The organism is Acidovorax sp. 93, from assembly GCF_003633835.1.
Lineage (GTDB): Bacteria > Pseudomonadota > Gammaproteobacteria > Burkholderiales > Burkholderiaceae_C > Acidovorax > Acidovorax facilis.
Window position 1 is genome coordinate 4,033,534 of sequence record NZ_RBIT01000001.1, and the last position, 24,569, is coordinate 4,058,102.

The 24,569-nt window shown below is 66.6% G+C and carries 22 protein-coding genes and 1 pseudogene; 12 read left to right on the forward strand and 11 right to left on the reverse strand.

What is annotated here, in order from left to right; all coding sequences use genetic code 11:
• Positions 1–206: 206 nt before the first annotated feature.
• Entirely contained in the window at positions 207–1,673 is a 1,467-nt protein-coding gene (gene creC, locus C8C93_RS18395) for a two-component system sensor histidine kinase CreC (RefSeq protein WP_121507836.1), read from the forward strand.
• On the opposite strand, the gene C8C93_RS18400 is transcribed toward creC, so the two are convergent.
• Positions 1,670–2,023, reverse strand: coding sequence for a phosphopantetheine adenylyltransferase (locus C8C93_RS18400; RefSeq protein ID WP_147433783.1), 354 nt, complete (start codon positions 2,021–2,023; stop codon positions 1,670–1,672). The two genes, creC and C8C93_RS18400, sit on opposite strands and share 4 nt — an antisense overlap.
• Positions 2,024–2,224: 201 nt before the next feature.
• On the opposite strand from C8C93_RS18400, the gene creD reads away from it, so the two are divergent.
• Positions 2,225–3,706, forward strand: coding sequence for a cell envelope integrity protein CreD (creD, locus tag C8C93_RS18405; protein ID WP_121507838.1), 1,482 nt, complete (start codon positions 2,225–2,227; stop codon positions 3,704–3,706).
• Positions 3,703–4,023, forward strand: coding sequence for a hypothetical protein (locus C8C93_RS18410; RefSeq protein ID WP_233559496.1), 321 nt, complete (start codon positions 3,703–3,705; stop codon positions 4,021–4,023). The genes creD and C8C93_RS18410 overlap by 4 nt, the downstream gene beginning before the upstream one ends.
• Positions 4,024–4,111: 88 nt before the next feature.
• On the opposite strand, the gene C8C93_RS18415 is transcribed toward C8C93_RS18410, so the two are convergent.
• From C8C93_RS18415 to C8C93_RS18430, 4 genes are all read right to left on the reverse strand, one after another.
• Positions 4,112–5,158, reverse strand: a complete 1,047-nt coding sequence (locus tag C8C93_RS18415; RefSeq protein WP_121507839.1) for a sensor domain-containing diguanylate cyclase — start codon at positions 5,156–5,158, stop codon at positions 4,112–4,114.
• A 95-nt stretch (positions 5,159–5,253) separates the two neighbouring features.
• Entirely contained in the window at positions 5,254–5,769 is a 516-nt protein-coding gene (locus C8C93_RS18420) for a hemerythrin domain-containing protein (RefSeq protein WP_121507840.1), read from the reverse strand.
• A 198-nt stretch (positions 5,770–5,967) separates the two neighbouring features.
• Positions 5,968–6,549 carry a hypothetical protein gene (locus tag C8C93_RS18425; RefSeq protein WP_121507841.1) on the reverse strand — a complete coding sequence of 194 codons (582 nt, stop codon included), beginning with the start codon at positions 6,547–6,549 and terminating at the stop codon, positions 5,968–5,970.
• 119 nt (positions 6,550–6,668) lie between these two features.
• Entirely contained in the window at positions 6,669–6,887 is a 219-nt protein-coding gene (locus C8C93_RS18430; protein ID WP_121507842.1) for a CsbD family protein, read from the reverse strand.
• Between the two features lie 414 nt (positions 6,888–7,301).
• On the opposite strand from C8C93_RS18430, the gene C8C93_RS18435 reads away from it, so the two are divergent.
• The 3 genes from C8C93_RS18435 (at position 7,302) to C8C93_RS18445 (ending at position 12,346) form a co-directional block, all read left to right on the forward strand.
• On the forward strand, positions 7,302–9,314 hold the full coding sequence (locus C8C93_RS18435) for a DUF1800 family protein (protein ID WP_199727048.1): 2,013 nt from the start codon (positions 7,302–7,304) through the stop codon (positions 9,312–9,314).
• 11 nt (positions 9,315–9,325) lie between these two features.
• Positions 9,326–10,771, forward strand: a complete 1,446-nt coding sequence (locus C8C93_RS18440; protein WP_121421982.1) for a DUF1501 domain-containing protein — start codon at positions 9,326–9,328, stop codon at positions 10,769–10,771.
• Between the two features lie 171 nt (positions 10,772–10,942).
• Complete coding sequence (locus C8C93_RS18445; protein ID WP_121507843.1) at positions 10,943–12,346, forward strand: NAD(P)/FAD-dependent oxidoreductase; 1,404 nt, start codon at positions 10,943–10,945, stop codon at positions 12,344–12,346.
• 83 nt (positions 12,347–12,429) lie between these two features.
• Here C8C93_RS18445 and C8C93_RS18450 read toward each other — a convergent pair whose 3' ends face one another.
• The 4 genes from C8C93_RS18450 to C8C93_RS18465 form a co-directional block, all read right to left on the reverse strand.
• Positions 12,430–13,050: an ABC-type transport auxiliary lipoprotein family protein gene (locus tag C8C93_RS18450; protein WP_233559498.1), complete on the reverse strand. Its 621-nt coding sequence runs from the start codon at positions 13,048–13,050 to the stop codon at positions 12,430–12,432.
• A gap of 252 nt (positions 13,051–13,302) precedes the next feature.
• Entirely contained in the window at positions 13,303–14,265 is a 963-nt protein-coding gene (locus C8C93_RS18455; RefSeq protein ID WP_055394368.1) for an MlaD family protein, read from the reverse strand.
• The gene (locus C8C93_RS18460) at positions 14,265–15,152 is read right to left on the reverse strand and encodes an ABC transporter ATP-binding protein (protein WP_121507845.1); all 888 of its coding nucleotides are present in this window, start codon (positions 15,150–15,152) and stop codon (positions 14,265–14,267) included. The genes C8C93_RS18455 and C8C93_RS18460 overlap by 1 nt, the downstream gene beginning before the upstream one ends.
• Positions 15,149–16,273: an ABC transporter permease gene (locus C8C93_RS18465; protein ID WP_121508864.1), complete on the reverse strand. Its 1,125-nt coding sequence runs from the start codon at positions 16,271–16,273 to the stop codon at positions 15,149–15,151. Before C8C93_RS18465 ends, C8C93_RS18460 begins: the two co-directional genes overlap by 4 nt.
• A gap of 444 nt (positions 16,274–16,717) precedes the next feature.
• Here C8C93_RS18465 and C8C93_RS18470 point away from each other — a divergent pair, with 444 nt between their 5' ends.
• Positions 16,718–18,397 carry a GMC family oxidoreductase gene (locus C8C93_RS18470; RefSeq protein WP_121507846.1) on the forward strand — a complete coding sequence of 560 codons (1,680 nt, stop codon included), beginning with the start codon at positions 16,718–16,720 and terminating at the stop codon, positions 18,395–18,397.
• A 20-nt stretch (positions 18,398–18,417) separates the two neighbouring features.
• Positions 18,418–18,768, forward strand: coding sequence for an antibiotic biosynthesis monooxygenase (locus C8C93_RS18475; RefSeq protein ID WP_121508865.1), 351 nt, complete (start codon positions 18,418–18,420; stop codon positions 18,766–18,768).
• Between the two features lie 36 nt (positions 18,769–18,804).
• Here C8C93_RS18475 and C8C93_RS18480 read toward each other — a convergent pair whose 3' ends face one another.
• Both C8C93_RS18480 and C8C93_RS18485 read right to left on the reverse strand, forming a co-directional pair.
• Positions 18,805–19,137, reverse strand: coding sequence for a hypothetical protein (locus C8C93_RS18480; protein WP_121421975.1), 333 nt, complete (start codon positions 19,135–19,137; stop codon positions 18,805–18,807).
• 190 nt (positions 19,138–19,327) lie between these two features.
• Positions 19,328–20,689, reverse strand: coding sequence for an ammonium transporter (locus C8C93_RS18485; RefSeq protein ID WP_055394373.1), 1,362 nt, complete (start codon positions 20,687–20,689; stop codon positions 19,328–19,330).
• A gap of 365 nt (positions 20,690–21,054) precedes the next feature.
• On the opposite strand from C8C93_RS18485, the pseudogene C8C93_RS18490 reads away from it, so the two are divergent.
• The 4 genes and pseudogenes from C8C93_RS18490 (at position 21,055) to C8C93_RS18505 (ending at position 24,491) form a co-directional block, all read left to right on the forward strand.
• A pseudogene (locus C8C93_RS18490) lies at positions 21,055–21,812 on the forward strand (sulfite exporter TauE/SafE family protein).
• 254 nt (positions 21,813–22,066) lie between these two features.
• The gene (locus C8C93_RS18495) at positions 22,067–22,831 is read left to right on the forward strand and encodes a transporter substrate-binding domain-containing protein (protein ID WP_121421973.1); all 765 of its coding nucleotides are present in this window, start codon (positions 22,067–22,069) and stop codon (positions 22,829–22,831) included.
• 125 nt (positions 22,832–22,956) lie between these two features.
• Positions 22,957–23,739: an amino acid ABC transporter permease gene (locus C8C93_RS18500; RefSeq protein ID WP_121421972.1), complete on the forward strand. Its 783-nt coding sequence runs from the start codon at positions 22,957–22,959 to the stop codon at positions 23,737–23,739.
• Positions 23,736–24,491 (forward strand): amino acid ABC transporter ATP-binding protein, encoded by a 756-nt coding sequence (locus C8C93_RS18505; RefSeq protein WP_055394382.1) that lies wholly within the window; start codon positions 23,736–23,738, stop codon positions 24,489–24,491. Before C8C93_RS18500 ends, C8C93_RS18505 begins: the two co-directional genes overlap by 4 nt.
• The last annotated feature ends 78 nt before the right edge of the window (positions 24,492–24,569 follow it).

Genomic DNA, 24,569 nt, shown 5'->3' on the forward strand with positions numbered 1-24,569 from the left:
GGACTGGGTCGCAGCATCACGCACAGGAAGCCCGCATCGCGCTTCCTGGCCAAATTCACCTTGCGATTCAACCGCCTGTACGATCTGACCAGCATGTCCGCCAGGCGTGCTACGCACTGCCCGTCCCCCACATCGTCTTGCTCCATACCGATACTCAGCGCTTCTGAGACGCTTTGCCGGTCAAGATTTTTTAAGAGAACTGCCCCATGCGCCTGGGCATCCGCCTGCTGTTCGCCTTCTTCCTGATCAACGGCATCGCCGCGTTTTTTGTGCTGCGCGTGTTCATGGCCGAGATCAAGCCCAGCGTGCGCGAGGTGATGGAGGACATGATGGTGGACACGGCCAACATCCTGGCCGAGCTGGCCAGCGAAGACCTGGCCGCCGGGCGGTTGGCGGCGGGGGCTGACAACAGCAGCACCAGCCCGTTTGCGCAGCATGTGCGACGCTATGCCACGCGGCCCATCGATGCGGCGATCTGGGGCTTCTCTAAGCAGTCACTGGACTACCGCATCTATGTGACCGACACCACGGGCCGCGTGCTGTTCGACTCGGAGAACCGCGCCATCGGCGCCGACTACTCGCAGTGGCGCGACGTGGCCCGCACGCTGCGGGGCGAGTACGGCGCACGCTCTACGCGCGATGTGGAAGACGACGATACCAGCGGCGTGATGCATGTGGCGGCGCCCATCTACGTGAAAGAACAGATTGCAGGCGTGCTGACGGTGGCCAAACCCACCCGCACCGTGCAGCGCTTCATCGACCGCGCCGAGCGCAAGGTGTTCATGGGCGGCCTTTTGCTACTGGCGCTCTCGGCCGCCGTCGGCGTGGCCGTGACGCTGTGGATGGTGTGGAACGTGCGCCGTCTGCGCGACTACGCCTTGAGCGTGCAGGGCCCCGCCGATGGCGAGCGCCATGACCCCGGCGCTACGCCCACCACGGCGCTGGCCGTGCCCGAGGTACCGGGCGAGCTGGGCGACCTGGCCCGCGCCATGGACCGCATGCGTGCCCGGCTGGAGGGGCGCGATTACATCGAGGGCTACGTGCGCGCACTGACACACGAACTCAAAAGCCCCGTGGCGGCCATCCGGGGCGCGGGCGAGCTGCTGCAGGACGAGCTGCCCGCCGCCGACCGTGCCGAATTTGCGACCCAGGTGGTGCAGCAAAGCGAACGCCTGCAGCGCATCATCGACCGGCTGCTGGAGCTGTCCAAACTGGAGCAGCGCCACCACGCCGAGGGCCGCGCGCCTGTGGCCCTGCAGGCCTGCGCCGAGGCTGCCATCGGCCAGACACGCGCCCGTGCTGCGCAACGCGGCATCATGCTGGCCCTGTCCGGTACGGGCAGCAACGGCCCCTGGGAGGCCGAGCTGGTGACCATGGCACTGACCAATCTGCTGGACAACGCCATCGACTTTGCGCCCGCAGGCAGCACGGTGCAGGTGGAGCTGGACGGCGCCACCGTGGCCGTGCGGGACAGCGGCCCCGGCGTGCCCGACTACGCCCTGCCCCGCCTGGGCGAACGCTTCTTCACCACCGCGCGGCCAGGCGGCGAGCGCAGCGGATCGGGCCTGGGGCTGGCCATCGTCAAGCGCGTGATGGCGCTGCACGGGGGGCAGATGGTGGTGCGCAATACCGGGCCTGGGTTGCGCGTGGCGCTGGAGTTTCCCGCCAGTTAATGCGAGCGGCGCAGGTGTAGAGCGAGCCCCACCACCAGCAAGGCCAGTGCAACCCCATCCACCCGCACGGCCGTCACCAGCGGGGCGCTGAGCGCGCTGCCCCGCTGCAGCCACGACAGCAGCAGAAACGACACCACGCTCACCACCAGGCCCAGCCGATGCAGTTCGGGGCGCAGGGCTGCATAGCCCATGAAGGCGGCCAGCAGCCCGAAAAGCACGGCCCGGTGCCGCAACAGCAGCTCCACGCCTGCATCCTGCACCGGGGTGCCGTACAGCTGCGCCAGCTTGCCCGCCCCGAGCACGCCCACCAGCGGCAGGGCATGGACCACTGCCACCAAGACCAGAATCAACGGAACCCCATAGCGCATGCCGCCCCCTAAAACGTGTTTCCAATTGCCCTGTGCCGTTTGTAGGTGCAAGGAGTCCGGCCGTCGATGACCTGACAGGTCATGCCGACACAACGCCCGACTTCACACTGGCCTCACAAACTTCATAGCGCCCTCACACCGGGCCCCAACACTGCCTCCACAACATCATTTGTGGAGGATCTCTTGCTCAAACACCCCTTGTTCACCAAACTGGCCGCGCTGGCCGCCATCACCGTGCTGCTTCTCTTTGGCCTCGGCATGATCGAAGACGTGGTGCGCGACCGGTTGCGTTACCGCAGCATCACCGCCCAGAGCGTGGCCGAAAGCCTGGCCGGACCGCAGACGCTGATGGGCCCGATGATCCACAGCGCCTGTGTGGAGAGCTGGGAGGTAGAGACCGGCAAGGGCGACGAGCGCCGCATGGTGGAGCAGCGCCGCGAGTTCCTGCTGACCGCCATGCCCGAGCAGCTCAAGCTCAGCACCGGCGCCGCGATGGAAGAACGTGCGCGCGGCCTGCACAAGGTGAACACCTTCAACCTCAAGGCCCACGTGACGGCCCAGTGGGGTTCGCTGGCGAGCCTGGTGCCGCAAAGCAGCATGAAAAACTCGCGCATGCACTGCGGTGCACCCATCGTCATGATGGCCGTGGGCGACGCGCGTGGCATCCGCACCGCGCAGTTCACCCTGGATTCGCAGACCCTGGCCCTCAAGCCCGGCACCTTCCACCCCACCTACAGCCGGGGCCTGCATGCAGCACTGCCAGAATCGGTGCGCGGCAAGGCCGACGGACTGACCGCCACGCTGGACCTGGAACTGGTGGGCACCGAACGCCTGGCCTTTGTGCCGCTGGGTGGCAACACCGAGGTGCAGATGACCAGCAGCTGGCCCCACCCATCGTTCGGTGGCCGCTTTCTGCCGTCGGAGCGCGAGGTCAAGAAGACCGGTTTCGCGGCCCAGTGGCGCCTGTCGTCGCTGGCCACCACGGCGCAGGCCGACATTGCCAACGGCAAACGCATCTGCCTGGGCGGCACAGACGATAGCGGCCACAGCGACTATGTGCCCGGAGGCGCAACCCCCGGCGACTGCGCCGACAGCTTCAGCGTGGCCTTCATCGACCCGGTGAACCCCTATTCCCTGTCGGACCGCGCCACCAAATATGGCGTGCTGTTCATTGCCCTCACCTTCGTCGCCGTGGGCCTGTTCGAGCTGATGAAGAAGCTGCGCGTGCACCCGGTGCAGTACCTGCTGGTGGGCAGCGCGCTGTGCAGCTTTTTTCTGCTGCTGGTGAGCCTGTCGGAGCACCTGCCGTTCGGCGTCTCGTACGCCGTGGCCGCCAGCGCCTGTGTGCTGCTGCTCGCCTACTACGCCAGCCACATGCTGGGTGGGCTGGCGCGGGGCATCCCGCTCGGCGGGGGCATCGCGGTGCTGTATGGCCTGCTATATGTGCTGCTGCAGCTGGAGCAGACGGCCCTGGTGGTGGGTGCCATTGCGCTGTTCCTGGTGCTGGCGGCTGTGATGGTGCTGACGCGCAAGGTGAACTGGTACGGCCTGTCGCAGGGCAACACGCCGCCCCGCCGCCCGATGGCGCCACCGGAGGTGCGCCCTCCCACCCCACCGGCTGCGCGCCCCGCCACGCCCCCTACACCGCCGGTGAGCGCTGTATGACAACGCGCACCACGCCACTGTCCTGGGCACAGCACCTCACCGGCCCGGCCGCAGGCGCTGCCGCGCAGCCGCCCACCCTGACGCTGGCCGAAGCGGAGCGCGTGCAGCGCCACCGCGACCAGCTGATGGCGGCCCTGCGGGCGCAAGACCGGGTGGCGCTGGTCTGCGCCAAGCAGCAGGTCCTGGAGGCTGCGTTCTGCCCGCGCAGCGATGCCAACCCCGTGGGTGCGCAGGATTCGCCCGCCGTGCGCCGGGCCCTGCGGGATCTGTCATGGCGCATGGCTGCGCTGATACTGCCCCGCACCGCAGGGCACTGACGCAGCGTCGAAATATCGAAAGAATATGGCCCTAGCGCTTTACTGACAATCGCTAGCAGCTATCAAAATTAAAGCAACTCAGCTGCATCTACACCACCACGGTGCGGTTGCGGCCTTCGCGCTTGGCTGTGTAGAGCGCTGAATCCAGCGCGCGAAGGGTGATGTCGAGAGGGCGCAGGGGATCGAAGTTGGACAGTCCCATGCTCACGGTCAGCGCCAAGGGCGGCGTCACCCCCGGCACCGGGTGGGTGGTCAGCGCGTCATGCACACGCTGCGCCACCGCCTGGGCCTGCTCCACCCGGGTAGCAGGCAACAGGGCCAGAAACTCCTCGCCGCCCCAGCGGCTCACCATGTCTGCCGCGCGGAACACATCGCGGCAGAGCGTGGCAAAAAGCTGCAGGGCCTGGTCGCCCACATGGTGGCCATGCACGTCGTTGACGCGCTTGAAGTGGTCGATGTCCATCATCAGCAGGCAGGCGGGTTCACCGTCGCGCCGCAAAAGGGCCTGCTCCTGCAAAAGACGCGCGGTGAACGAGCGCCGGTTGGCCAGGCCGGTCAACACATCGGTATGGGCCAGCACGGCCATCTGGCGGCGCGCTTCTTCCAGCTCCACCAGCATCTGGCCCTGGCGGTCGTTGGCGCGCTTGAGCTCCAGCAGGCGGATCACCTGGCGCGCCAGCGCACACAACATGTCCTGGGCCTTTTGGGACAGATGGCGCGGCCGGTGGTCCAGCACGCAGAGCGTGCCCAGGGCATAACCATCGGGCGTGACCAGGGGCGCCCCGGCATAGAAGCGGAGCGGATTTTCTTGGGTCACGATGCTGAAGTGCGCAAAACGCGCATCCTTCGCCAGGTCGGGCACGATGAACACGCCGGGCTGCCGCACGGCGTAGCGGCACACGGACTGGTCCAGCGGGGTTTCCCGCAGCGGGAGCCCCACTGAGGCCTTGAACCACTGGCGGTGGCTGTCGAGCAGGCTGATCAGGGCGACTGGGGCTTCACACACATGGGCCGCAATCCCTGCCAGGTCGTCGTAGGCGGGCTCCATCGGCGTGTCGAGAATGCCATAGCGCTGCAGGGCTTGGAGACTTGCGGCCTCGTCGTACAGAGCCACAGGGGAAGAGGTTTCGGCCATGAAGCACAGCGGTCATGCCGCCCACTTGCCTAGAGACTTGGCAGCATGCCACACCGGCGCGGCCTACGCACGGGGGTAAGAGCCTGTTGACGCTCTCAGGCCATTGCCGCTGGCTCGGTGGCGGCAACACCGGCCGAGGTGTCGGAGCAGGTCGATCCACCACAGCCCTGGATCAGTTCGCCCGGCAACGCGTGCGGCGCGTGCACCACGCCCGAGACCGGGTCAAAGCCCACACGGCGCAAGTGCAGGGCCAGCGCAGCGTCCATGCTCTGGGCGTGCTGCGGAAACCACAGCGCCAGTTCGCTGGCCATCACACGCAGCACTTGCAGGTCGCCTTGCTGGGCCCTCACCACCCCTTCGCGCATGACCTGCAGCACCACCCGGTGCTGCATGCTGTGGCAGTTGCCCGAGGCAAAACGGGTGGACTCCATCCAGGCGTCCTCCTGCGCAAAATGGTGATCGGTGTGCTCCACGAGCGCATGCCAGGTCGAGAGCAGCTGCGCATCGTCGGCCCGGTCCACGGCGGCCAGCAGGTCCACGAATTCGCGGTGGGTGTCGTCCATCAGGGGCAGGTCCAGGGCCAGCGCGTCCGACCATTCGAGTTGTGCCATGGGAATCCCTTTGCAGCGAGACAAAAACAGGGCACGAGCTTAGGCCGCCAGCCACCAGGGCGTGTTGATGCAGGTCAGTTCGGCATCAACCGCTCAGCACCATCCGGACCCCACAACAAAAAATGCCCCGCACGGGGCGGGGCATTGTGAAGACTGCCAGCGGCTGGGAGTACCGGCCACTGAGAGGTCCCCAGCGGATCAGCTCTTGCCGTACATGCGCTTCATGTCGTCCACACACTTGGACTTGGCATCACCCGACAGCGCATCGCAGCGCTCCTTGGCGGCCTTGTAGTTGGCGTCGTTCTTTTCAGCGTTGGCATCCTTGCGGGCCTCTGCCACGGCGGCGCCCTTTTCGGCGGCGTTGTCAGCAGGCTTGGCCTGCGCTGCGGCAACCTTGGCATCTTCCTTGGCCTTCACCTGGGCAGCCTTGGCGTCCTTTTCACAGACATCCTTTTCATTGCCCTTCAGGTCATCGCATTTTTCCTTGGCGACAGAGTAGGCAGCGTCAGCGCGGGCTTCTGCCACCTTCTGGGTGGCCTTGGGGCTCGGCTTGTACTGGGCTTCCAGTTCTGCCTTGGCCACATCTTCCTTGCCCTTGGCTTCCTTCACACAGATGTCCTTGGCGTTCGCCTTCAGGGCATCACACTTTTGTTTGTCGGCCTTGTAGTCGGCCGAGATGCGCTCCTTGGCGGCCTTGTGCTCGGGTTCGGTCATGGCGAAGGCAGAGGTTGCCAGCAGGCCGGCAGCCACGGATGCGATCAGAGTACGTGCGAATTTCATGGGTTTCTCCTCGGGATTGGGTGATTCAGGGGTGTCCAGCTGTCTGCACCAGGGTGCGGGAGCCGTCGTTTCCCGTGTTGCTGCAGGGCAGGGGCCGGGCCCCTGCGCCGGGCAACCGGTCAGTCGTTGAAGCGGAAGTCCGGGTGGCGTTCTTGCCATTCCTTGAGCTGCTTTTCGGCTGCGTCGCGGGCAATGCCCTGGCGCTCCTGCAGCTTGCCCAGGAACTGTTCACGCTTGCCATCAATGACGTCAAAGTCATCGTTCGTGAGCTTGCCCCACTGTTCAATCATCTTGCCTTTGAACTGCTTCCAGTTGCCCTTGACGGTGTCTTCGTTCATGGTCTTCTTCCTTGCGGTTGTTTCGCTGCGGCCATGCCACCGATATGGCGGTAAACGGTGCCGGTCAGCGATGAGCCCACTGTAGAAACCCCGCGGCGCGCCACACGTAGGCAGTCAGAGGCAGAGAACGTCGGCCTGTGGACTACACCGATGCCAGACAAGCCGCTCAGAAAACCGTGGGTGAATACGCCATAGTCGAAACCAGCCTCATTGGGTAAAAAGTTGCATTTGGTGACTTTTGTAGTCATTCATAACGATTTAGCCCGAGTGCCTCCCAGTTGCAAATCCATACACTTGATTCACCGGCCTTGGCACCCAGGGCAGAGCTACCCACGCAGACGGCCCGTGCAAGCAATGCGTTGGAAGGCTCTACGCAGGGTGTTGCTCGCGTGACAAACAACTAGCAGAACCACCATGACACTGTTGAAAGAGGAGCCTTGCGCAGCAGCGCCTGCCGAGGTCGCAGAGGGAATCGACACCACAAAGCCGGCTCCGCGCCCGGCCCCGTTGCCCAGGGAGGCCACGCTCGCCGCCCTGATGGCCAGCGTGGCGTTGGCGGCCTGTGGTGGTGGTGATGCGGCTGATGAAACCGTGAGCCCGCCCACGACGCCAACACCGGGCTCCGCGCCCCCCCCTGGAGCGGCACCTGCGCCTGGCCCAGCCCCCGCACCAGGACCCGCCACGCCGCCCGCCCCAGGGCCTGCACCAGCACCCGGCCCCACACCCGCTCCAGGGCCTGCGACGCCGCCGCCCCCACCGCCAGCCCCGGGAGCTGGAAGCTACACCTACACACGGGCCGACACCGACCAGGAAGCGGCGCGGTTTCTCCTGCAAGCGCAGTTCTCGGCATCCACCGGCGAAATCGCCACCCTGCGCGCCAGCACCTACGACAGCTGGATCAACAACCAGTTCAGCCTGCCCGTCGGCACCAAGGGGTGGGACTGGCTGAACCAGCGCGGGTACAACACGGTGGACAACGCCACGTCGTACTACGACAACACCTACCCGGGCGACTACATGATCTGGCAACAGCTCATGACATCCAGCGACGGCTTGCGCAAGCGCGTGGCACTCGCGCTGTCCGAGATCTGCGTGGTATCGCTCTCGGGCCTGGACTTCAGCTGGCGCAGCCATGCCATCGCCCACTACTGGGACCAGCTGGTTGCCAATGCCTTCGGCAACTTCCGCAAGCTGCTGGAGGACGTGACCCTCAACCCCGCGATGGGCTACTACCTCAACACGCGCGGCAACCAGAAGGAAAACCCCTCCACCGGCCGCCAGCCCGATGAGAACTATGCCCGTGAGATCCTGCAGCTGATGTCCATCGGGCTCGTAGAGCTGAACCAGGATGGCACAGCCAAGCGCGATGGCTCGGGCCAAGTGGTCGACAGCTATACCCAAAGCGACATCACCAACCTGGCACGCGTGTTCACGGGCTACGACTACGACCAGTCGCAAAACGTGCAGACCACCGTGCCGGGTACCACGCGCACCGTGCCCAGCACCCATTTCACGCGGCTGCCCATGGCACTCAACGAGTCGCGGCACTCCACGCTGGCCGCCACCTTCCTGGGCACCACGGTTGCCGCTGGCACACCCGGTGCGGCGGCGCTCAAAACGGCGCTGGACACCATCTTCAACCACCCCAACGTTGGGCCGTTCATCGGCAAGCAGCTGATCCAGCGCCTGGTCACCAGCAACCCGTCACCCGGCTACATCAGCCGTGTGGCGGCCGCTTTCAACAACAACGGCCTCGGCGTGCGGGGCGACCTGCGGGCCGTGGTCAAGGCTGTGTTGCTCGACGACGAAGCCCGCGCGCCCGCCGGGCTCACGGACCCCATGTTCGGCCGCCTGCGCGAGCCCATGCTGCGCTTTGTGCAGTGGGGCCGCACCTTTGGCATCGCGTCGCAATACGGCAGCTGGAAGATCGGCGACCTCAGCTCGGCCGGCTCGCGCCTGGCGCAGAGCCCGCTGCGCTCACCGTCGGTGTTCAACTTCTTCCGGCCGGGCTATGTGCCGCCTTCAACGGCATTGGCCACGGCCGGTGCCGTGGCGCCCGAGTTCCAGCTGGTCAACGAGAGCAGCGTGGGCGGTTACCTCAACTACATGCAGGGCGTGATCCGCAACGGTATCTTCGTAAACGCGCCAGACCTGCCCAACAACGGCAGCAACGGCAACAACGGCTTCGACATCAAGGCGGCCTATACCAACGAACTGGCCATCGTGGCCGATGCCGATGCGCTCGTGGACCGGATCAACCTGCTCATGACGGCTGGCCAGCTGTCTGCAGCCACCGTCAAGCTCATCGCAGACGCCCTCAAGACGACCCCCGTCACGGCGGCAAGCACGGACAACGCCAAACGTGACCGCGTGGCGGCCGCGATTTTCCTCGTCATGGCCTCGGCCGAATACCTGATCCAGAAATAAGGCGCGCCGCCATGCATCTCCTCCAACCCGACCTCCATTCCCGCCGCGCCTTCCTGCGCCGCTCGGCCCAGCTGGGCATGGCAGGCACCGCCCTGCCCTTTGCGCTCAATCTCGCCGCCGTGGGCGAAGCCGCAGCTTTCACGGCCACCGACTACAAGGCGCTGGTCTGCGTCTTCCTGTACGGCGGCAACGACTACGCCAACACCGTCATTACCTATGACGACGACAGCTACAACAAATACAGCGCCGCGCGCGGAGGCGGTGCCGGACAGACGGCGGGGGGCATTGCCCTGGCCAAGTCCGCCCTGACCCCCACCCTGCTCGCGCCCACCACGCCACTGGCCGGTGGGCGCCAGTACGCGCTGCACCCTGCCATGACCGGGCTGACCAACCTGTTCAACACCGGCAAGGCAGCCGTGCAGCTGAACGTGGGCCCCCTGGTGGTTCCACTCACGCGTGCGCAATACAGCGGCAGCAACCGTGCGCTGTACCCGCTGCCCCCCAAGCTGTTCTCGCACAACGACCAGCAATCGGTCTGGCAGTCGTCCTCGCCCGAAGGCTCCACCGTGGGCTGGGGCGGCAACATCGGCGACCTGGCGCTGTCCTCCAACGGCAGTTCGCTGTTCACCTGCATCTCCGTCACGGGCAATGCGGTGTTCCTCTCGGGCGACTCCGCGCTGCAGTACCAGGTCAGCACCAACGGTGCGATCCCGATCAACGGCGTCAAAAGCAATGTCTACGGCTCCACGGCCGTGCGCGCAGCGCTGACCTCGCTGATCCAGCAAACCAGCGGCCAGACGCTGGAGAACGAATACAACCGCGTCACCGCGCGGGCTGTGGGCGCCGAGGCTTCCATCACCTCCGGGCTGGCCGGTGTCACGCTGGCCACGGCCTTCCCCACCAGCAATTCGCTGGCCGACCAGCTCAAGATGGTCGCCCGCCTTATTGGTGCACGCACCGCATTGGGCAGCAAACGGCAGGTGTTCATGGTGTCGCTGGGCGGGTTCGACCTGCATGACAACCTGATCTCGCAGCAGCCCACGCTCATGCAGCGCGTGAGCGAAGCCATGACCGCGTTCTACAACGCCACGGTCGAACTGGGCGTGGCCGACAAGGTGACGGCGTTCACGGCCTCGGACTTCGGCCGCACGCTCAGCTCCAACGGCGACGGCTCGGACCACGGCTGGGGCAGCCACCATCTCATGGTGGGTGGCGCAGTCAAGGGCAAGGCCTTCTATGGCAAGGCGCCGCCGGTCAGCATCACCAACACTGCCGATGCCAACGACCAGTGGCATGTGGGCCAGGGCCGCCTGCTGCCCAGCACCTCGGTGGACCAGTACGCGGCCACGCTGGCCAGCTGGTTTGGCGTGAGCAACAGCGAACTGGCGGGCGTGCTGCCCAACCTGAGCCACTTTGGCGGGGCCGACTACCCGACCAACCTGGGTTTCATGGCGTGATGTGAGCCCCCCCTAGCGGCTGCGCCGCTTCCCCCCGCTCTCGTAGCGCTGCGCGCTGCGGGCGGGGGGACGCAGCCCTCGCTGCGGGGCGGCCCTTGCTTGGCAGCCTTTCTCCGGGGGAGCGCCCGTTTCACAGGCTGCCCGGAAGCTGCGAGCCCCAATAATGGGGGCATGACCACTTCTTCCGCTCCCTCGCCCCGCCCCCGTGTTGTCATCATCGGCTGCGGCTTTGGCGGCCTCGAAGCCGCCCGTGCGCTGCGTGGTGCCGCGCTGGACGTGACGCTCATCGACAAGACCAACCACCACCTCTTCCAGCCCCTGCTTTACCAGGTGGCCACGGCCGGGCTGTCGGCGCCGGCCATCGCTGCGCCCATCCGGCACCTGTTTCGGCAGCAGCCCAACGTCACGACCTTGCTCGGCGAAGTCACGCACATCGACGTGGCAGCGCGCACCGTGCATTTGAAGGACGGGCCTCACCCGTCGGCGCCCTTGCCGTACGACCACCTGATCGTCGCTGCAGGAGCCACCCACAGCTACTTCGGCCGCGACGACTGGGCGCCCCATGCCCCAGGCCTCAAGACATTGGACGATGCGTTTGAGATCCGCCGCCGCATCCTGCTGGCCTTCGAGGCGGCAGAAAAGGAAGCGGACCCCACCCGCCGCGCCGACTGGCTCAACTTTGTGGTCGTGGGCGCAGGCCCCACGGGCGTGGAGATGGCGGGCACGCTGGCCGAGATCGCACGCCACACACTGCCCGGCGAGTTCCGGCACATCGACCCGGCCAGCGCAAAAATCATCCTGCTCGAAGGCGGCCCCCGCGTGCTCCAGTCCATGCCCGAGGCACTGAGCCAGCGCGCCAGGGAGCAGCTCGAAAAGCTGGGCGTGGAAGTGCGCCTGAACGCCCGCGTCACCGCCATCGACAGCGACGGGTTGATGGTCGAATCGCCATCCAGCGCTCAACCAACAAGCGCAAACAGCTATCAAATCAAGAGCAAATGCATTGTCTGGGCGGCCGGTGTGGCGGCCTCGGTGCTGGGGCGCCAGCTGGCCGGGGCCACGGGTTGCGACACCGACCGGGCGGGCCGCGTGGTGGTAGCGCCGGATCTCAGCCTGCCCGGCCACCCCGAGATCAGCGTCATTGGCGACCTGGCTGCTGCCAAGAGCCACGCGCCCGGCCAGGAGCCCACCCCCGTTCCCGGTGTATCACCCGGCGCCAAGCAGATGGGGCGCGCCACGGCCGCCAACATCCTGCGCCGCCTGGCCGGCCAGGCCACGCAGCCGTTTCGCTACCGCGACTACGGCAACCTGGCCACGATCGGCCGCAACTCCGCCGTGGTGGACCTCACCTCGCCCGCTGGGCCGGTGCGCTTTTCAGGCTACTTTGCGTGGCTGTTCTGGCTGTTCGCGCACGTCTACTTCCTGATCGGCTTTCGCAACCGCCTGGTCGTGCTGCTGGACTGGGCCTGGGCGTACTGGAGCTTTGCGCGCTATGCGCGGGTTGTAACGGGGATCGAGGGAAGCGCTAAATCCAACGGCGCAAAACAGGCAGAAACCGCCGCGCCGACACGTTCATAACCGGTGGGCGCCGCTGATCGCCACAAGGCGAGGCCTCGACAGACGACAGGCACCCACCGGGCTACACCCACCGCAGCGTCGGTCTACCGCCCCACCTGCTCCACCCACTCCGCCACTTCCTGCGCCACCTGAGTCGATGCATCGGCCAATGCAGCCACGCCGCCTGCTGCATCCGCACTGCGCGCCGGGGTGCGCACGGTGAACACGCGCTGGCCGCGCAGCGCTTCACCGCCCGGGGTCAGATCCACCACCGTGGCACGCAGTCGCACCACGCCCGCGCTGTCCGAGGCGCTGGCAAACAGGTGGCTGAACTCTTCCAGCTCCACGCGCAGCACGGCTGGCAAGCGGCCGCCCTGGGCGGCGTCGCGCGCCTGGGCCGCGCCGTCGTCGGCCTTGAGGATGGCGCGGCGCTGGCCGAGCTGCTCGCGCAGGCGCTGCTGCAGCAACTGGGCGGGTGGCTGGCTCCAGCGGGCCTGGCTGTAGGGGCGCAGCTGCTGGGCGTCGGCGTAGGCCAGGCGGTAGAGCACGGCGTTGCTGCCCTCGGGCAGGCCCGGGGCCTCTACATCGGCCAGCGCCAACGGGGGCAGGGGGGCGCGGCGATCGCTGGGGGCCGTGGCGACCGGACCGGGGCCAAAGTCGTAGAGCACGGGGCGCGAGGGCGGGCTGGGCAGCGCCGAGCAGCCGGCGATACCCAGCAGTCCCACTGCAAAAACTGAAACAAATAGACCTCTAGCGCTTGATGGTAAATCGCTAGCAGCTATTTTTTTAATAGTATTTTCCATCAACGCTTCTCCTCAGAAGGTGTGAATGAATCCGGCGTGCCCGAGCAGGCCGCCGAAACGCGGCCGGTCCAGGCGCAAAGCGCAGCCATAGCGCGGGCTATGGCGAGCATTTGCAACGACGAGCGGGTGTGTTTTGGGGGAATGAGCGGGCATGGTGGGTTCGTTCACACCTTCTCAGGGCGCGAAACCAGGTTCGCCCGGGCCGGGCGGAATGCGGCCCGAGCCGTAGATGAACAGTTGGGGGTTGTCCGCCACACCACCCGCCGTGCGGCTGAGCGTGCGTGCCGCGCGCGAGGTGTCGTCGGCCGCGCGGTTCAGGCGCGGCAGCGTGGTGGTGCTGAACTGATCGGCCGCCCGGGCGAGGGATTGCGTGCCGATGGTGATCTGGTCGATGGGGCCGCCCTCGGCCCCCAGGCGCTGCGTGGTCTTGCTGACGTCGGCCGCCAGCACCGACACGCTGGCACCGGCCTGCTGCAGGGACTGCAGGGTCTTGCGCGCATCGCTGGCCAGCGGGGGCAGCGCGGCCAGGGCCGGGTCCAGGCGCTGGGCCACGGTGGCATCGAGCCGCTGGGTCAAGGTGTTCACGCTGCCTGCGGCCTGGGCAATGTTGCCCAGGGCTTCGGTGAGTTTTTGCTGGTTGGTGTCGCCCAGCAGTTGGTTGATGCGCCGCGTGGCTTCGTCCACCTGGGTGAGGATGGCGGGGGCCTGCTCGGCGAGCTTGCCAAACGGCGACGGCTTGATGGGCAGGCGCGGCAGGCCGCTGGGGCCCGGTGGCAGCTCGGGGTAAGGTTGGTCGGCATCGTCCAGCAGAACGTGGGCCAGGCCCGTCACGCCCTGGTAGCCCAGCACGGCGAAGGTGGTGGGGCTGATGGGGGCCTGCTCGTTGACGGCAATGCGGATGAGCACGTTGCCCGTCACCTGCGGGTCGAAGCCGATGCGCGTGACCTTGCCCACGGCCACACCCTTGTAGCGCACGGCGGCCTGGGGCTGCAGGCCGCTCACGCCGTCCTTGGTGGACAGCTCGTACTGCTCGTAGTTGGCGCTGTCGCGCGTGAGCCAGATGGCCAGGCCCGCCAGCATGGCGGCCACCACCAGCACGAAGATGCCTGCGGCGAGGGCGTGGGATTTGTTTTCCATCAGCTGGGTTCCTTGTCGGGCGTGGGCACGGCGGCGGCGGTCTGTGCTGCCAGGGCGTGCTCCACGGATTGCACCGGGGCCATGGCGCGCTGGCCACGTTCTCCCAGGAAGAAATGTTCGATGAACGGGTGCTTGAAATGCGCCACCTCGTGCGGCGGACCGGTGACGATGACCTTCTTATCAGCCAGCACGGCCACCCGGGTGCTCAGCGCAAACAGCGTATCGAGATCGTGCGTGACCATGACCACCGTGAGCCCCAGCGCGGCCCGCAGCTCGCGCAGCAGCGCACAGAAGTCGTCGGAGCTGCTGGGGTCCAGCCCCGCCGTGGGTTCGTCGAGCAGCAGAAGCGGCGGGTCCATGATGAGCGCACGCGCCAGCGCCACGCGCTTGACCATGCCACCCGACAGATCCGCCGGCATGCGCGTGGCGTGCTCGGGCTGAAGGCCCACCATCTGCAGCTTGACCAGCGCGGCGTCGCGCACCAGGTCGTCGGGCAGCGTGCCCTGCTCGCGCAGCGCAAAGGCCACGTTGTCGAGCACATTGAAGGCCGAGAACAGCGCGCCGTGCTGGAACAGCATGCCCACGCGGCTGGCCGCGCCCTCGCGCCCCATCTCGGACGCCGGGCGCCCCAGCACCGTGACCTGCCCCCGCGCAGGCCGGGCCAGGCCCAGGATCTGGCGCAGCAGCACCGTCTTGCCCGTGCCCGAGCCCCCCACCAGCGACAGCATCTCGCCGCGCTGCACGGTGAAGTTCAGGTCCTGGTGCACGGTGAAGGTTTCATCGCCCTTGCCAAACTGCGTCCACAGGCCCTGAACGTCCACGATGGGCGGCTCGCCGGGCACCACGGCGATGTGCTCGGGCAATGGTGTGCGTGCGTGGCTGCTCATATGCCTATGTTTTTAAATGCCACAGCGAACAACGCATCCACGATGATCACCATGGTGATGGACGTGACCACCGAAGCGGTGGTGCCCTCGCCTAGGCTCTGGGTGTTTGGCTTCACGCGCAGTCCCCAGTGGCAGCCGATGAGCGCGATGAACGCGCCAAACACCACCGACTTGGCCATGGCCAGGCCCAGGTTGCCGATCTTGACGGCGGCGGGCAGGGCCTGCACGAAGTAGCCGGGCGAGATGTCCATGGCCACGTCGGCCGCCAGCATGCCGCCCGCCAGCGCTGCCAGCGTGGTCCACACGCTGATGAGCGGCATGGCCAGTGCCAGCGCAATGGTGCGCGGCATCACCAGCCTAAAGCCGTGGGGAATGCCCATGACGCGCATGGCATCGAGTTCCTCGGTCACGCGCATCACGCCGATCTGCGCCGTGATCGACGAGCCGGAGCGCCCCGCCACCAGGATGGCGGCCAGCATCGGCCCCAGCTCGCGGATGAGCGAGATACCCAGGATGTTGACGATGAACGACTCGGCCCCGAACTGCCGCAGCTGCAGGCTCATCAGGTAGGCCAGCACCACGCCGATGAGAAAGCCCACCAGCGCCGTGATGGGCAGGGCCGTGGCCCCCATGCGGTACAGGTGGCCCGATACGTCGCGCCACGGCCCCTTGCGCGGCGCGCGCGCTAGGCGGCCCAGGTCCAGCACCAGCCGGCCCACCATTTCGAGCATGTGGCGGGCATGGTCCACGCCGTGCAGCACCAGCACCCCCAGGTGGTCCACCTGCTCACTCAGCCGCCAGGGCTCGGGCGGCGGAGCGGTGCAGGTGAACTGCGCCACGCGCGCCAGCATGTCGCGCTGGGCGTCGGTGCAAGCCAGGCGCTCGGGCCAGGCATGCTGCCAGTGGTTCCACAGCAACTGTGCGCCCACGTGGTCCAGCCACTGCAGCTGCATCAGGTCCCAGCCCAGCGTGGGTGCGGCCGGGTGGCTGCGCAGCTGACCCGACACGGCCTGCCACTGTGCCCCGGTTCCCAGCTCGGCCGCGCCCCAGCGCCCGTGCAGCTGCGCACAAGGCCCCTGGGGCGTGTCGGCGCGAACAATGCGAGGAGCGGGGTCGGTCATGAACTGGGCAGCGCGGGCTGCCAAGAATGAAAGGGAGCGTGCATGGTAGCGGAGCCGGACGCAGGCGGCACGTAGGATTGATGCCCGCCAGGGATCCTCTGCACGAATCGAGCGGAAAGTGTGCACTGCGGATCGGGATGGACTGCAATGCGCAAAACGCAGCAATAGCCGCAGCTATTGCGAGGTTTTGCAACGCCGCAGACCGCCCGAGACCGCAGATGCACACGGCGCGGCGATTCGTGCAGAGGAACCCCAGGACCGTGCGCCAAGCACAGGCGGGCCAGGAATGCGTGAAATTAATATCAAACAGGCCGCCAGCGCTTTACCATCGTGCGCTGATAGCTATATATTTAATAGCAATAGGCACTGACCCTCTCGACACACCCGGCGCCGTCCGCACAATGGCCCTCCGTCTCCTTCCACACATTGCCACCGCCCCTGCCCATGAGCGACCACACCACGTTTGACACCATCATCATCGGCGGCGGCACCGCCGGCGCCCTGCTGAGCAACCGCCTGAGCGCCGACGGCCGCCACCGCGTGCTCCTCATCGAGGCCGGCCGCAAGGACGACTACCACTGGATCCACATCCCCGTGGGCTACCTGTACTGCATCGGCAACCCGCGCACCGACTGGCTCTACAACACCGAACCCGATGCGGGCCTGAACGGCCGCACCCTGCGCTACCCGCGCGGCAAGACGCTGGGCGGCTGCAGCAGCATCAACGGCATGATCTACATGCGCGGCCAGGCGCGCGACTACGACCAGTGGGCCGAACTGACGGGCGACGCCAGCTGGTGCTGGGACAACGCCCTGCCCTACTTCCGCCGCCACGAGGACCACTGGCGCCTGGACCAGCCCGGCGCCGTGAATGAAAACTTCAAGCGCCTGCATGGCAACAAGGCTACCGGCAGCACCGGCGAGTGGCGCGTGGAAAAGCAGCGCCTGCGATGGGATGTCCTCGATGCCTTTGCCCAGGCCGCGCAGCAGGCTGGCATCCCGGCCACCGACGACTTCAACGGCGGCAGCAACGAAGGCGTGGGCTACTTTGAGGTCAACCAGAAAAGCGGCTGGCGCTGGAACACCGCCAAGGCCTTCCTGCGGCCCACCTGCTACGGCCGCCCCAACTTCGAGATGTGGACCAGCGCCCAGGCCGCCAAACTCATCGTCGAGACGCAGCCCGACGGCAGCAAGCGCTGCACCGGCGTACAGGTGTGGGACGGCACCGAGATGGTCACGGCCCGCGCAACGGGCGAGGTCATCCTGAGCGCAGGCGCGGTCAACTCACCGCAGTTGCTGCAGCTCTCGGGCATCGGCCCGGCCGCGCTGCTGCGCCAGCACGGCATCGACGTGGTGCACGACCTGCCCGGCGTGGGCGCCAATTTGCAGGACCATCTGCAGATCCGCGCGGTGTTCAAGGTCAACGGCGTGGCCACGCTCAACACCATGGCCAGCTCGCTCTGGGGCAAGGCCAAGATCGGGCTCGAATACGCGACCAAACGCAGTGGCCCCATGAGCATGGCGCCCTCGCAGCTGGGGGCCTTCACGCGCAGCAGCGCCGACCAGCCCTGGCCCAACATCGAGTACCACGTGCAGCCGCTATCGCTCGACGCTTTTGGCGAGCCGCTGCACAGCTTTCCGGCCTTCACGGCCAGCGTGTGCAACCTCAACCCCACAAGCCGGGGCACGGTGAACATCAAGAACGCCGACTTCAAGGCCGCACCGGCCATCGCCCCCAACTACCTCAGCACCACCGAAGACCGCCAGGTGGCCGCCGACAGCCTGCGTGTCACGCGCCGCATCGTGGCCCAGCCCGCGCTGGCCAGGTACCAGCCCGAGGAGTGGAAGCCCGGCGTGCAGTTTGAAAGCGACGAGGACCTCGCGCGCCTGGCCGGTGACATTGCCACCACGATCTTCCACCCTGTGGGCACGACGAAGATGGGGCGGGATGACGACCCGATGGCGGTGCTGGACTCCCAACTGCGCGTGCGCGGCATTGCAGGCCTGCGCGTGGTGGATGCGGGGGCCATGCCCACCATCACCAGCGGCAACACCAACTCTCCCACACTGATGCTGGCCGAGAAGGCGGCGGAGTGGATCATCCAGGCGCGGCGCGCGGCATGAGCGCGGATACCATCGCGCCCATGTACTCCTCCACCTTCATCTTTGCCACCAAACAATTCGACGACGCCTTCCACCGCCTGGACGAGGCGATTGCGACCGCCGCCCGCTCCATCGACGGCTACCTGGGCGAGGAATCGTGGGAGGACACGGGCAAGGGCCTCGTGTCCAACGTCTACTACTGGCAGTCGCTCGAAGCGCTGCAGGCATTGATGCAGCACCCCGCCCACCTGAAGGCCAAGGCGGCGCAAGCGCAGTGGCTCAACGGCTACCAGGTCGTGATTGCGCAGGTGCTGCGCACCTATGGCGATGACAAGCTGGCCGGGCTGCTGCCCACGGCGGGCCTGTTCGTGCAAGGCACGGCAGCGCACTGACACCGCCCGCGCAACGGCCACCCGGCCGCAGCGTGGTCAGCGAATCCCTCCCACATAACGGGGAACCTCCGGCGCAGGCTCTGGCGGCGGCGGCGCCATGCGCTGGCGCACCGCCTGCGTGGCCACATCCAGCAAGGGTCGCCGCGGCGCAGCAGGTGGGGCGGCATGGATGGCGAGATCGAGGCGGTCGGCCCACTCGACCAGCTCCGGAACGTTGTCCTCCTGGGCACGTTGGCGTGCGAACCGCACGATCTCCAGCGCATATTCAACGTTGGAAGCCATCCATTCAGTGTCGGTCACGCGCCCCGTCTTGCGGCGCAGCAGCACATGCAAATGGGCGGCAATGGCAAGCTTGTCGGAATCGGGCATGGTCGGCTCCTTATGGCATTTCAGTCATCCATGGCGCTGCGCACCACCCGCAGCGTATGAAACCGGCGCGGCCCAAGCGCGGGCAGCCGCGCAAGGGCCGCCCCGCCGCGCTGGCTGCGTCCCCCTGCCCGCATTGCTGCGCAATGCGGGCAGGGGGAAGGCCCGCAGGGCATCAGGGAGGTGGACTTCATTAACTCCCCAGGCGCTCACGGTGCTGGGCAATGTCGAGCCCGGTCTGCTCGCTCTGCTCATCCACCCGCAGGCCCACAGCCAGGTTGGTGATCCACAACAGCACGGCGGTTGCGACGAGGCTGTAGGCCATCACAGCGCCCACGCCAATGGCCTGGGTGAGCAAGCTGCCTGGCACACCCCCCACGGTGCGGCTGGCCAGCATGCCGGTGAGCAGCGAGCCCACGATGCCGCCGATGCCATGCACCCCAAACACGTCCAGGGAATCGTCGGCGCGCAGCAGGCGCTTGAGCCCCGTGGCGCCCCAGTAGCAGGCCAAACCCGCCACCACGCCAATCACCACTGCCGAGCGCAGCGTGACAAAACCCGCAGCAGGCGTGATGGCCACCAGCCCCGCCACCAAGCCAGAGCAAAGTCCCAGCAGGGATGGCCGCCCGCGCACCACCCACTCGCCCAGCATCCACGACAAGGCACCCGCCGCTGCGGCCAGGTGCGTCACCGCCATCGCCAGCCCCGCACGGCCGTCGGCGGCCACGGCAGAGCCTGCGTTGAAGCCGAACCAGCCCACCCACAACAAGCCCGCGCCCGCCATGGTCAGCCCCAGGTTGTAGGGCTCGAACGCCTCGCGCCCATAGCCCGTGCGCCGCCCCAGGAACCACGCGCACACCAGCCCGGCCACACCCGCATTCACGTGCACCACCGAGCCTCCGGCAAAGTCCAGCGCACCCATCTGGGCCAGCCAGCCCCCTGGCTCCCACACCCAGTGCGCCACCGGGGCGTAGACCAGCAGGGTCCACAGGCTGATGAAGATCAGCATGGCGGAAAACCGCATGCGCTCGACAAACGCCCCCACCAGCAGCGCGGCGGTGATGATGGCAAACGTGAGCTGGAACATGGCGTACACCGACTCGGGGATGTGCGGCGCCACATGGCTTACGGCCAGCTTGCCGCCAGCGAGCTGAAAGTCCAGGCCCGCAAAGCCGATGCGGTCCCATCCCCCCAGCCAGGGGCTGCCCGGGGTGAAGGCCAGCGAGTAACCCGCCCCAAACCACAGCAGGCTGACCAGCGCGGCAATGGCCACCACGCTGGCCATGGTGTTGAGCACGTTCTTCTTGCGCACCATGCCTGCGTAGAACAGGGCAATGCCCGGCAGCGTCATCAGCAGCACCAGCGCTGTGGAGGTCATCATCCACGCGGTATCTGCCGCGCTGATCGTGGACTGCGCCACCAGCCCGGGACGTGTGAGGGACAAGGAAGGCACCGCTCCCGCCGCCACCTCTGGCGCCGTCTGCGCCAGCGCACTCGCGCACAGGCCCAGACACAGCGACCCTACCCCAACGAACCGGTGGTTGACTCCCCGCATGGCGGCTCCCTTTCGCAAATTGTTACAAGCGCGATTGCACGAGCCGTGCCAACCCCAACCCCCCGATTCCGCCCCTGGAAACCCGATCACTGCCCCACAACGGGGGCGGGAAACCCCCAATGCACCAGCGGAGTGCAGTCGCTACAGTTGCGGCACTCGAAAGCGCGCTTCGGTGTGCCAAGCGAGGGGCCCGAGGAGACACTCTTTCTACCAATAAACAAATTTCAAGCACCCAACGAGGTGCGTTTTTTTCCAGGCGCTGGCGATCCCAGCGCCTTTTTCTTGCCTGTTCTACGCTGGCCTCCCTTTCGCCAGTGCCCCGAGGAGTCCTGAATCCATAGCAGGCAAGCTGCGAAAATCCTGCGATGGAATGGATTTTTATTACCTTTGCCTCGCTGCTCGCAGGCTTCGTGGATGCCATCGTGGGGGTGGCGGGCTGGTGATGGTGCCGGCCCTGTTTGCGGCTTTCCCCGGGGCGCCCCCTGCCACGCTGCTGGGCACCAACAAGGCGGCCTCGGTGTGGGGCACGGCCATGGCCACCTGGCAGTACAGCCGCAAGGTGCAGGTTCGCTGGTCGGCCATGCTGCCCGCGGCAGCGGCCGGTTTTGCGGGGTCGTTTGCAGGCGCCTGGGCCGTGACCGTGATGTCGGCCGACTTCCTGCGCAAGCTGCTGCCCCTGGTGCTGCTGGGGGTGCTGGTCTACACGCTGGCCAAGAAAGAGTTGGGGCGGCACCACACACCCCGCTTTGCGGGCAGGGCCGAAGTGCTGGCGGCGTGCCTGATCGGCGTGGTCATCGGCTTTTATGACGGTTTCTTCGGCCCGGGCACCGGCAGTTTCTTCGTTTTTCTGTTTGTGCGGCTGCTGGGCTATGACTTCCTGAACGCCTCGGCCTCGGCCAAGCTGCTCAATTGCGCCACCAACATCGCCGCCATCGCGCTGTTTGCCGCCAAGGGCCACGTGTGGTGGCACTTTGCGGTGACGCTGGCCATCGCCAATGTGGTGGGCAGCCTGCTGGGCACGCACCTGGCGCTCAAGCACGGCACGGGTTTTGTGCGTGGCATCTTCATCGTGGTGGTGAGCACGCTGATCCTCAAGACGGGTTACGACGCGTTCCTGCGCTAGCCGAGGCCCGAAGGGGCTCATGCCCCCGGATGGCATCATGCTTGCTAAGCTGAGCTGGCCTACCACCAGGGCGCCCCGAGGTCATCGGGGTTGCCCTGCATGGCCCGAATGTGAACGCCCGTCCTATAATTTCTGCGCATTTCCGTTTGATGACGAGGCCCATCGCTGTTGGCGATGCCTGCATTCACCCGCTCCGGCTTGCCTACCCGCATGCCGGATTTTTTGTACCTGAACCACCCCCACAGGAACCTGCCATGAAGTTTTTCAAGTCTGCCGTTGTCACCGCCGTGGCGCTGTGCGCTGCCCTCGCCGTCCAGGCCCGCACGCTGGACGAAATCAAGAAGGACGGCAAGATCATCGTGGCCACCGAAGGCCAGTTTGCCCCGTTCAACTTCTTCGAAGGCACCAAGCTGACGGGTTTCGAGGTGGAAGTGGCAGAGCTGGTGGTCAAGAAGATGGGCCTGAAGCTCGAATGGAAGACGCTGGGCTTTGACGCGCTGCTGACCGGCCTGGGCCAAAGCCGCTGGGACGCTGTCATCGCCTCGCACGGCGTGACCGAAGAACGCTCCAAGGCTGTCACGTTTGCCAACCCCCACTACTGCTCGGGCGGCATCATCGTGGCCATGGACGCAAAAATCCGCAACGCCAAGGACCTGACCGGCAAGGTGGTGGCAGTGCAGACCGGCACCAGCTACCTGGAAAACGTGCAGAAGCTCACCGGGGTGAAGGAGGTGAAGAACTTCCCGCAGGACACCGACGCCCAGCGCGCCCTGATCTCCAAGCGCGTCGACGCCTGGGTGAGCGACAAGTTCGTGGCCAAGGAAGCCGCCGCCAAGAACGCCAAGGCCGGGTTCAAGCTCGGCGACATGCTGTTCATCGAACGCATCGCCCCCGCCATGGCCAAGGGCAACACCGGCCTGGCCGATGCCTGGAACAAGGCGTTTGCCGAAGTGCTAGCCGATGGCAGCTACGCCGCCGTCTCCAAGAAGTATTTCAACGAAGACGTGCGCTGCAACTGATATAAAAACACGCTACGGGGTGCGCTGGGCCTGGCCCGTTGCGCACCCTTTGCTGTTTTTGACGGCGTCACCATGGTCCTGCCGCCGGCCCGATTTCCAACCAAGACCTTCCGGTCGTCCGATCCATGCTTCTCGCTCTTTGGCCACAAGGCTGGTCCCGACAGCAGCGCAGCAATGCCACGCTGGTCGCTGCACTGGTGCTGATGGTTCTGGCCCTCTCGTTGCTGGGCCAGCTGCTTTCGTTCTTTCCTGACCCTATCGGCCCCAATGCCCAGGCGTTTTCCGAAGGCGCGCGCACCACGCTGTGGCTCACGCTGGTCAGTGGTGCCGTGGGCCTGGTGCTGGGCACGGCGGCGGCGCTGGCCCGCACCGCCCGCTGGACGGCCGTGCGCTGGATTGCCGGCGTGTACATCTGGGCTATTCGCGGCACGCCGCTCTTGGTGCAGATCCTGTTTGTGTACTTTGCGCTGCCCGTGCTGGTGCCGGGGCTGAACCTGCCCGACTTTGCCGCCGCCGTCGTGGCCCTGGGGCTGAACGTGGGCGCCTACAACGCCGAAGCCCTGCGCGCTGGCCTGCTGGCCGTGCCGCGCGGGCAGACCGAGGCCGCCAAGGCGCTGGGCCTGGGCCGCATGCACGTGTTCCTGGACGTGGTGTTTCCGCAGGCGTTCAAGATCTCGCTGCCGCCGCTGGTGAGCAACTTTGTGGCACTGCTCAAGGACTCATCGCTGGCCTATGCGATTGGCGTGGTGGAGCTGACCAATGTGGGCAACCGCATCCAGTCGGCCACGTTCCAGCCCATTGCCACGCTGACCACGGTGGCCATCACCTACCTGCTGCTGACCACGCTGGTCACGCAAGTCTCCAACGCCGTCGAATACCGCTTTGACGTGGAAGGGCGCAACCGATGACCGCAACGACCAACCAGCCCAAGCCCTACATCGTGGCCGAGCGGGTGTGCAAGTCGTTTGGTGCACACCAGGTGCTCAAGGACGTCTCCACCGTGTTCCACACCGGCGAGGTGACGGTGATCATCGGCGCCTCCGGCTCGGGCAAGAGCACGCTGCTGCGTGCCATCAACCGGCTGGAACCCCACGACAGCGGGCGCATCACCATCGACGGCGTGGACGTCTGCGACGACCTCGCCACCCTGCAGCGCCAGCGCTGCGAGGTGGGCATGGTGTTCCAGCAGTTCAACCTGTTCGGCCACATGAGCGTGCTGGACAACGTGACGCTGGCGCCCCGCCGCATTCGCCGCACCCCGCGCACCCAGGCCAACGACGAAGCCATGCAGCTGCTGCGCCGCGTGGGCATGCAGGACCACGCACACAAGTACCCGTGGCAGCTGTCGGGCGGGCAGCAGCAGCGGGTGGCCATTGCGCGGGCGCTGGCCATGCAACCCAAGGTGATGCTGTTTGACGAGCCCACATCGGCACTCGACCCCGAGATGGTCAAGGAAGTGCTGGACGTGATGCGAGGCCTCGCGCGTGGTGGCATGACCATGATTGTGGTCACCCACGAAATGGGCTTTGCGCGCGAGGTGGCCGACCGCGTGATGTTCTTCGATCAAGGCCGCATTGCGCACGATGCGCCGCCGCAGGAGTTCTTCAGCAACCCGGCCAATGACCGCATCCGCGCGTTCCTGGGGCAGGTCAGCCACTGATCAAATCCGCGCCGCGCCGCACTGCAAAGGCCGCCCGGGCAACCGGCGGCCCTTTTTTCTTTTGGGTATTTAGGAATT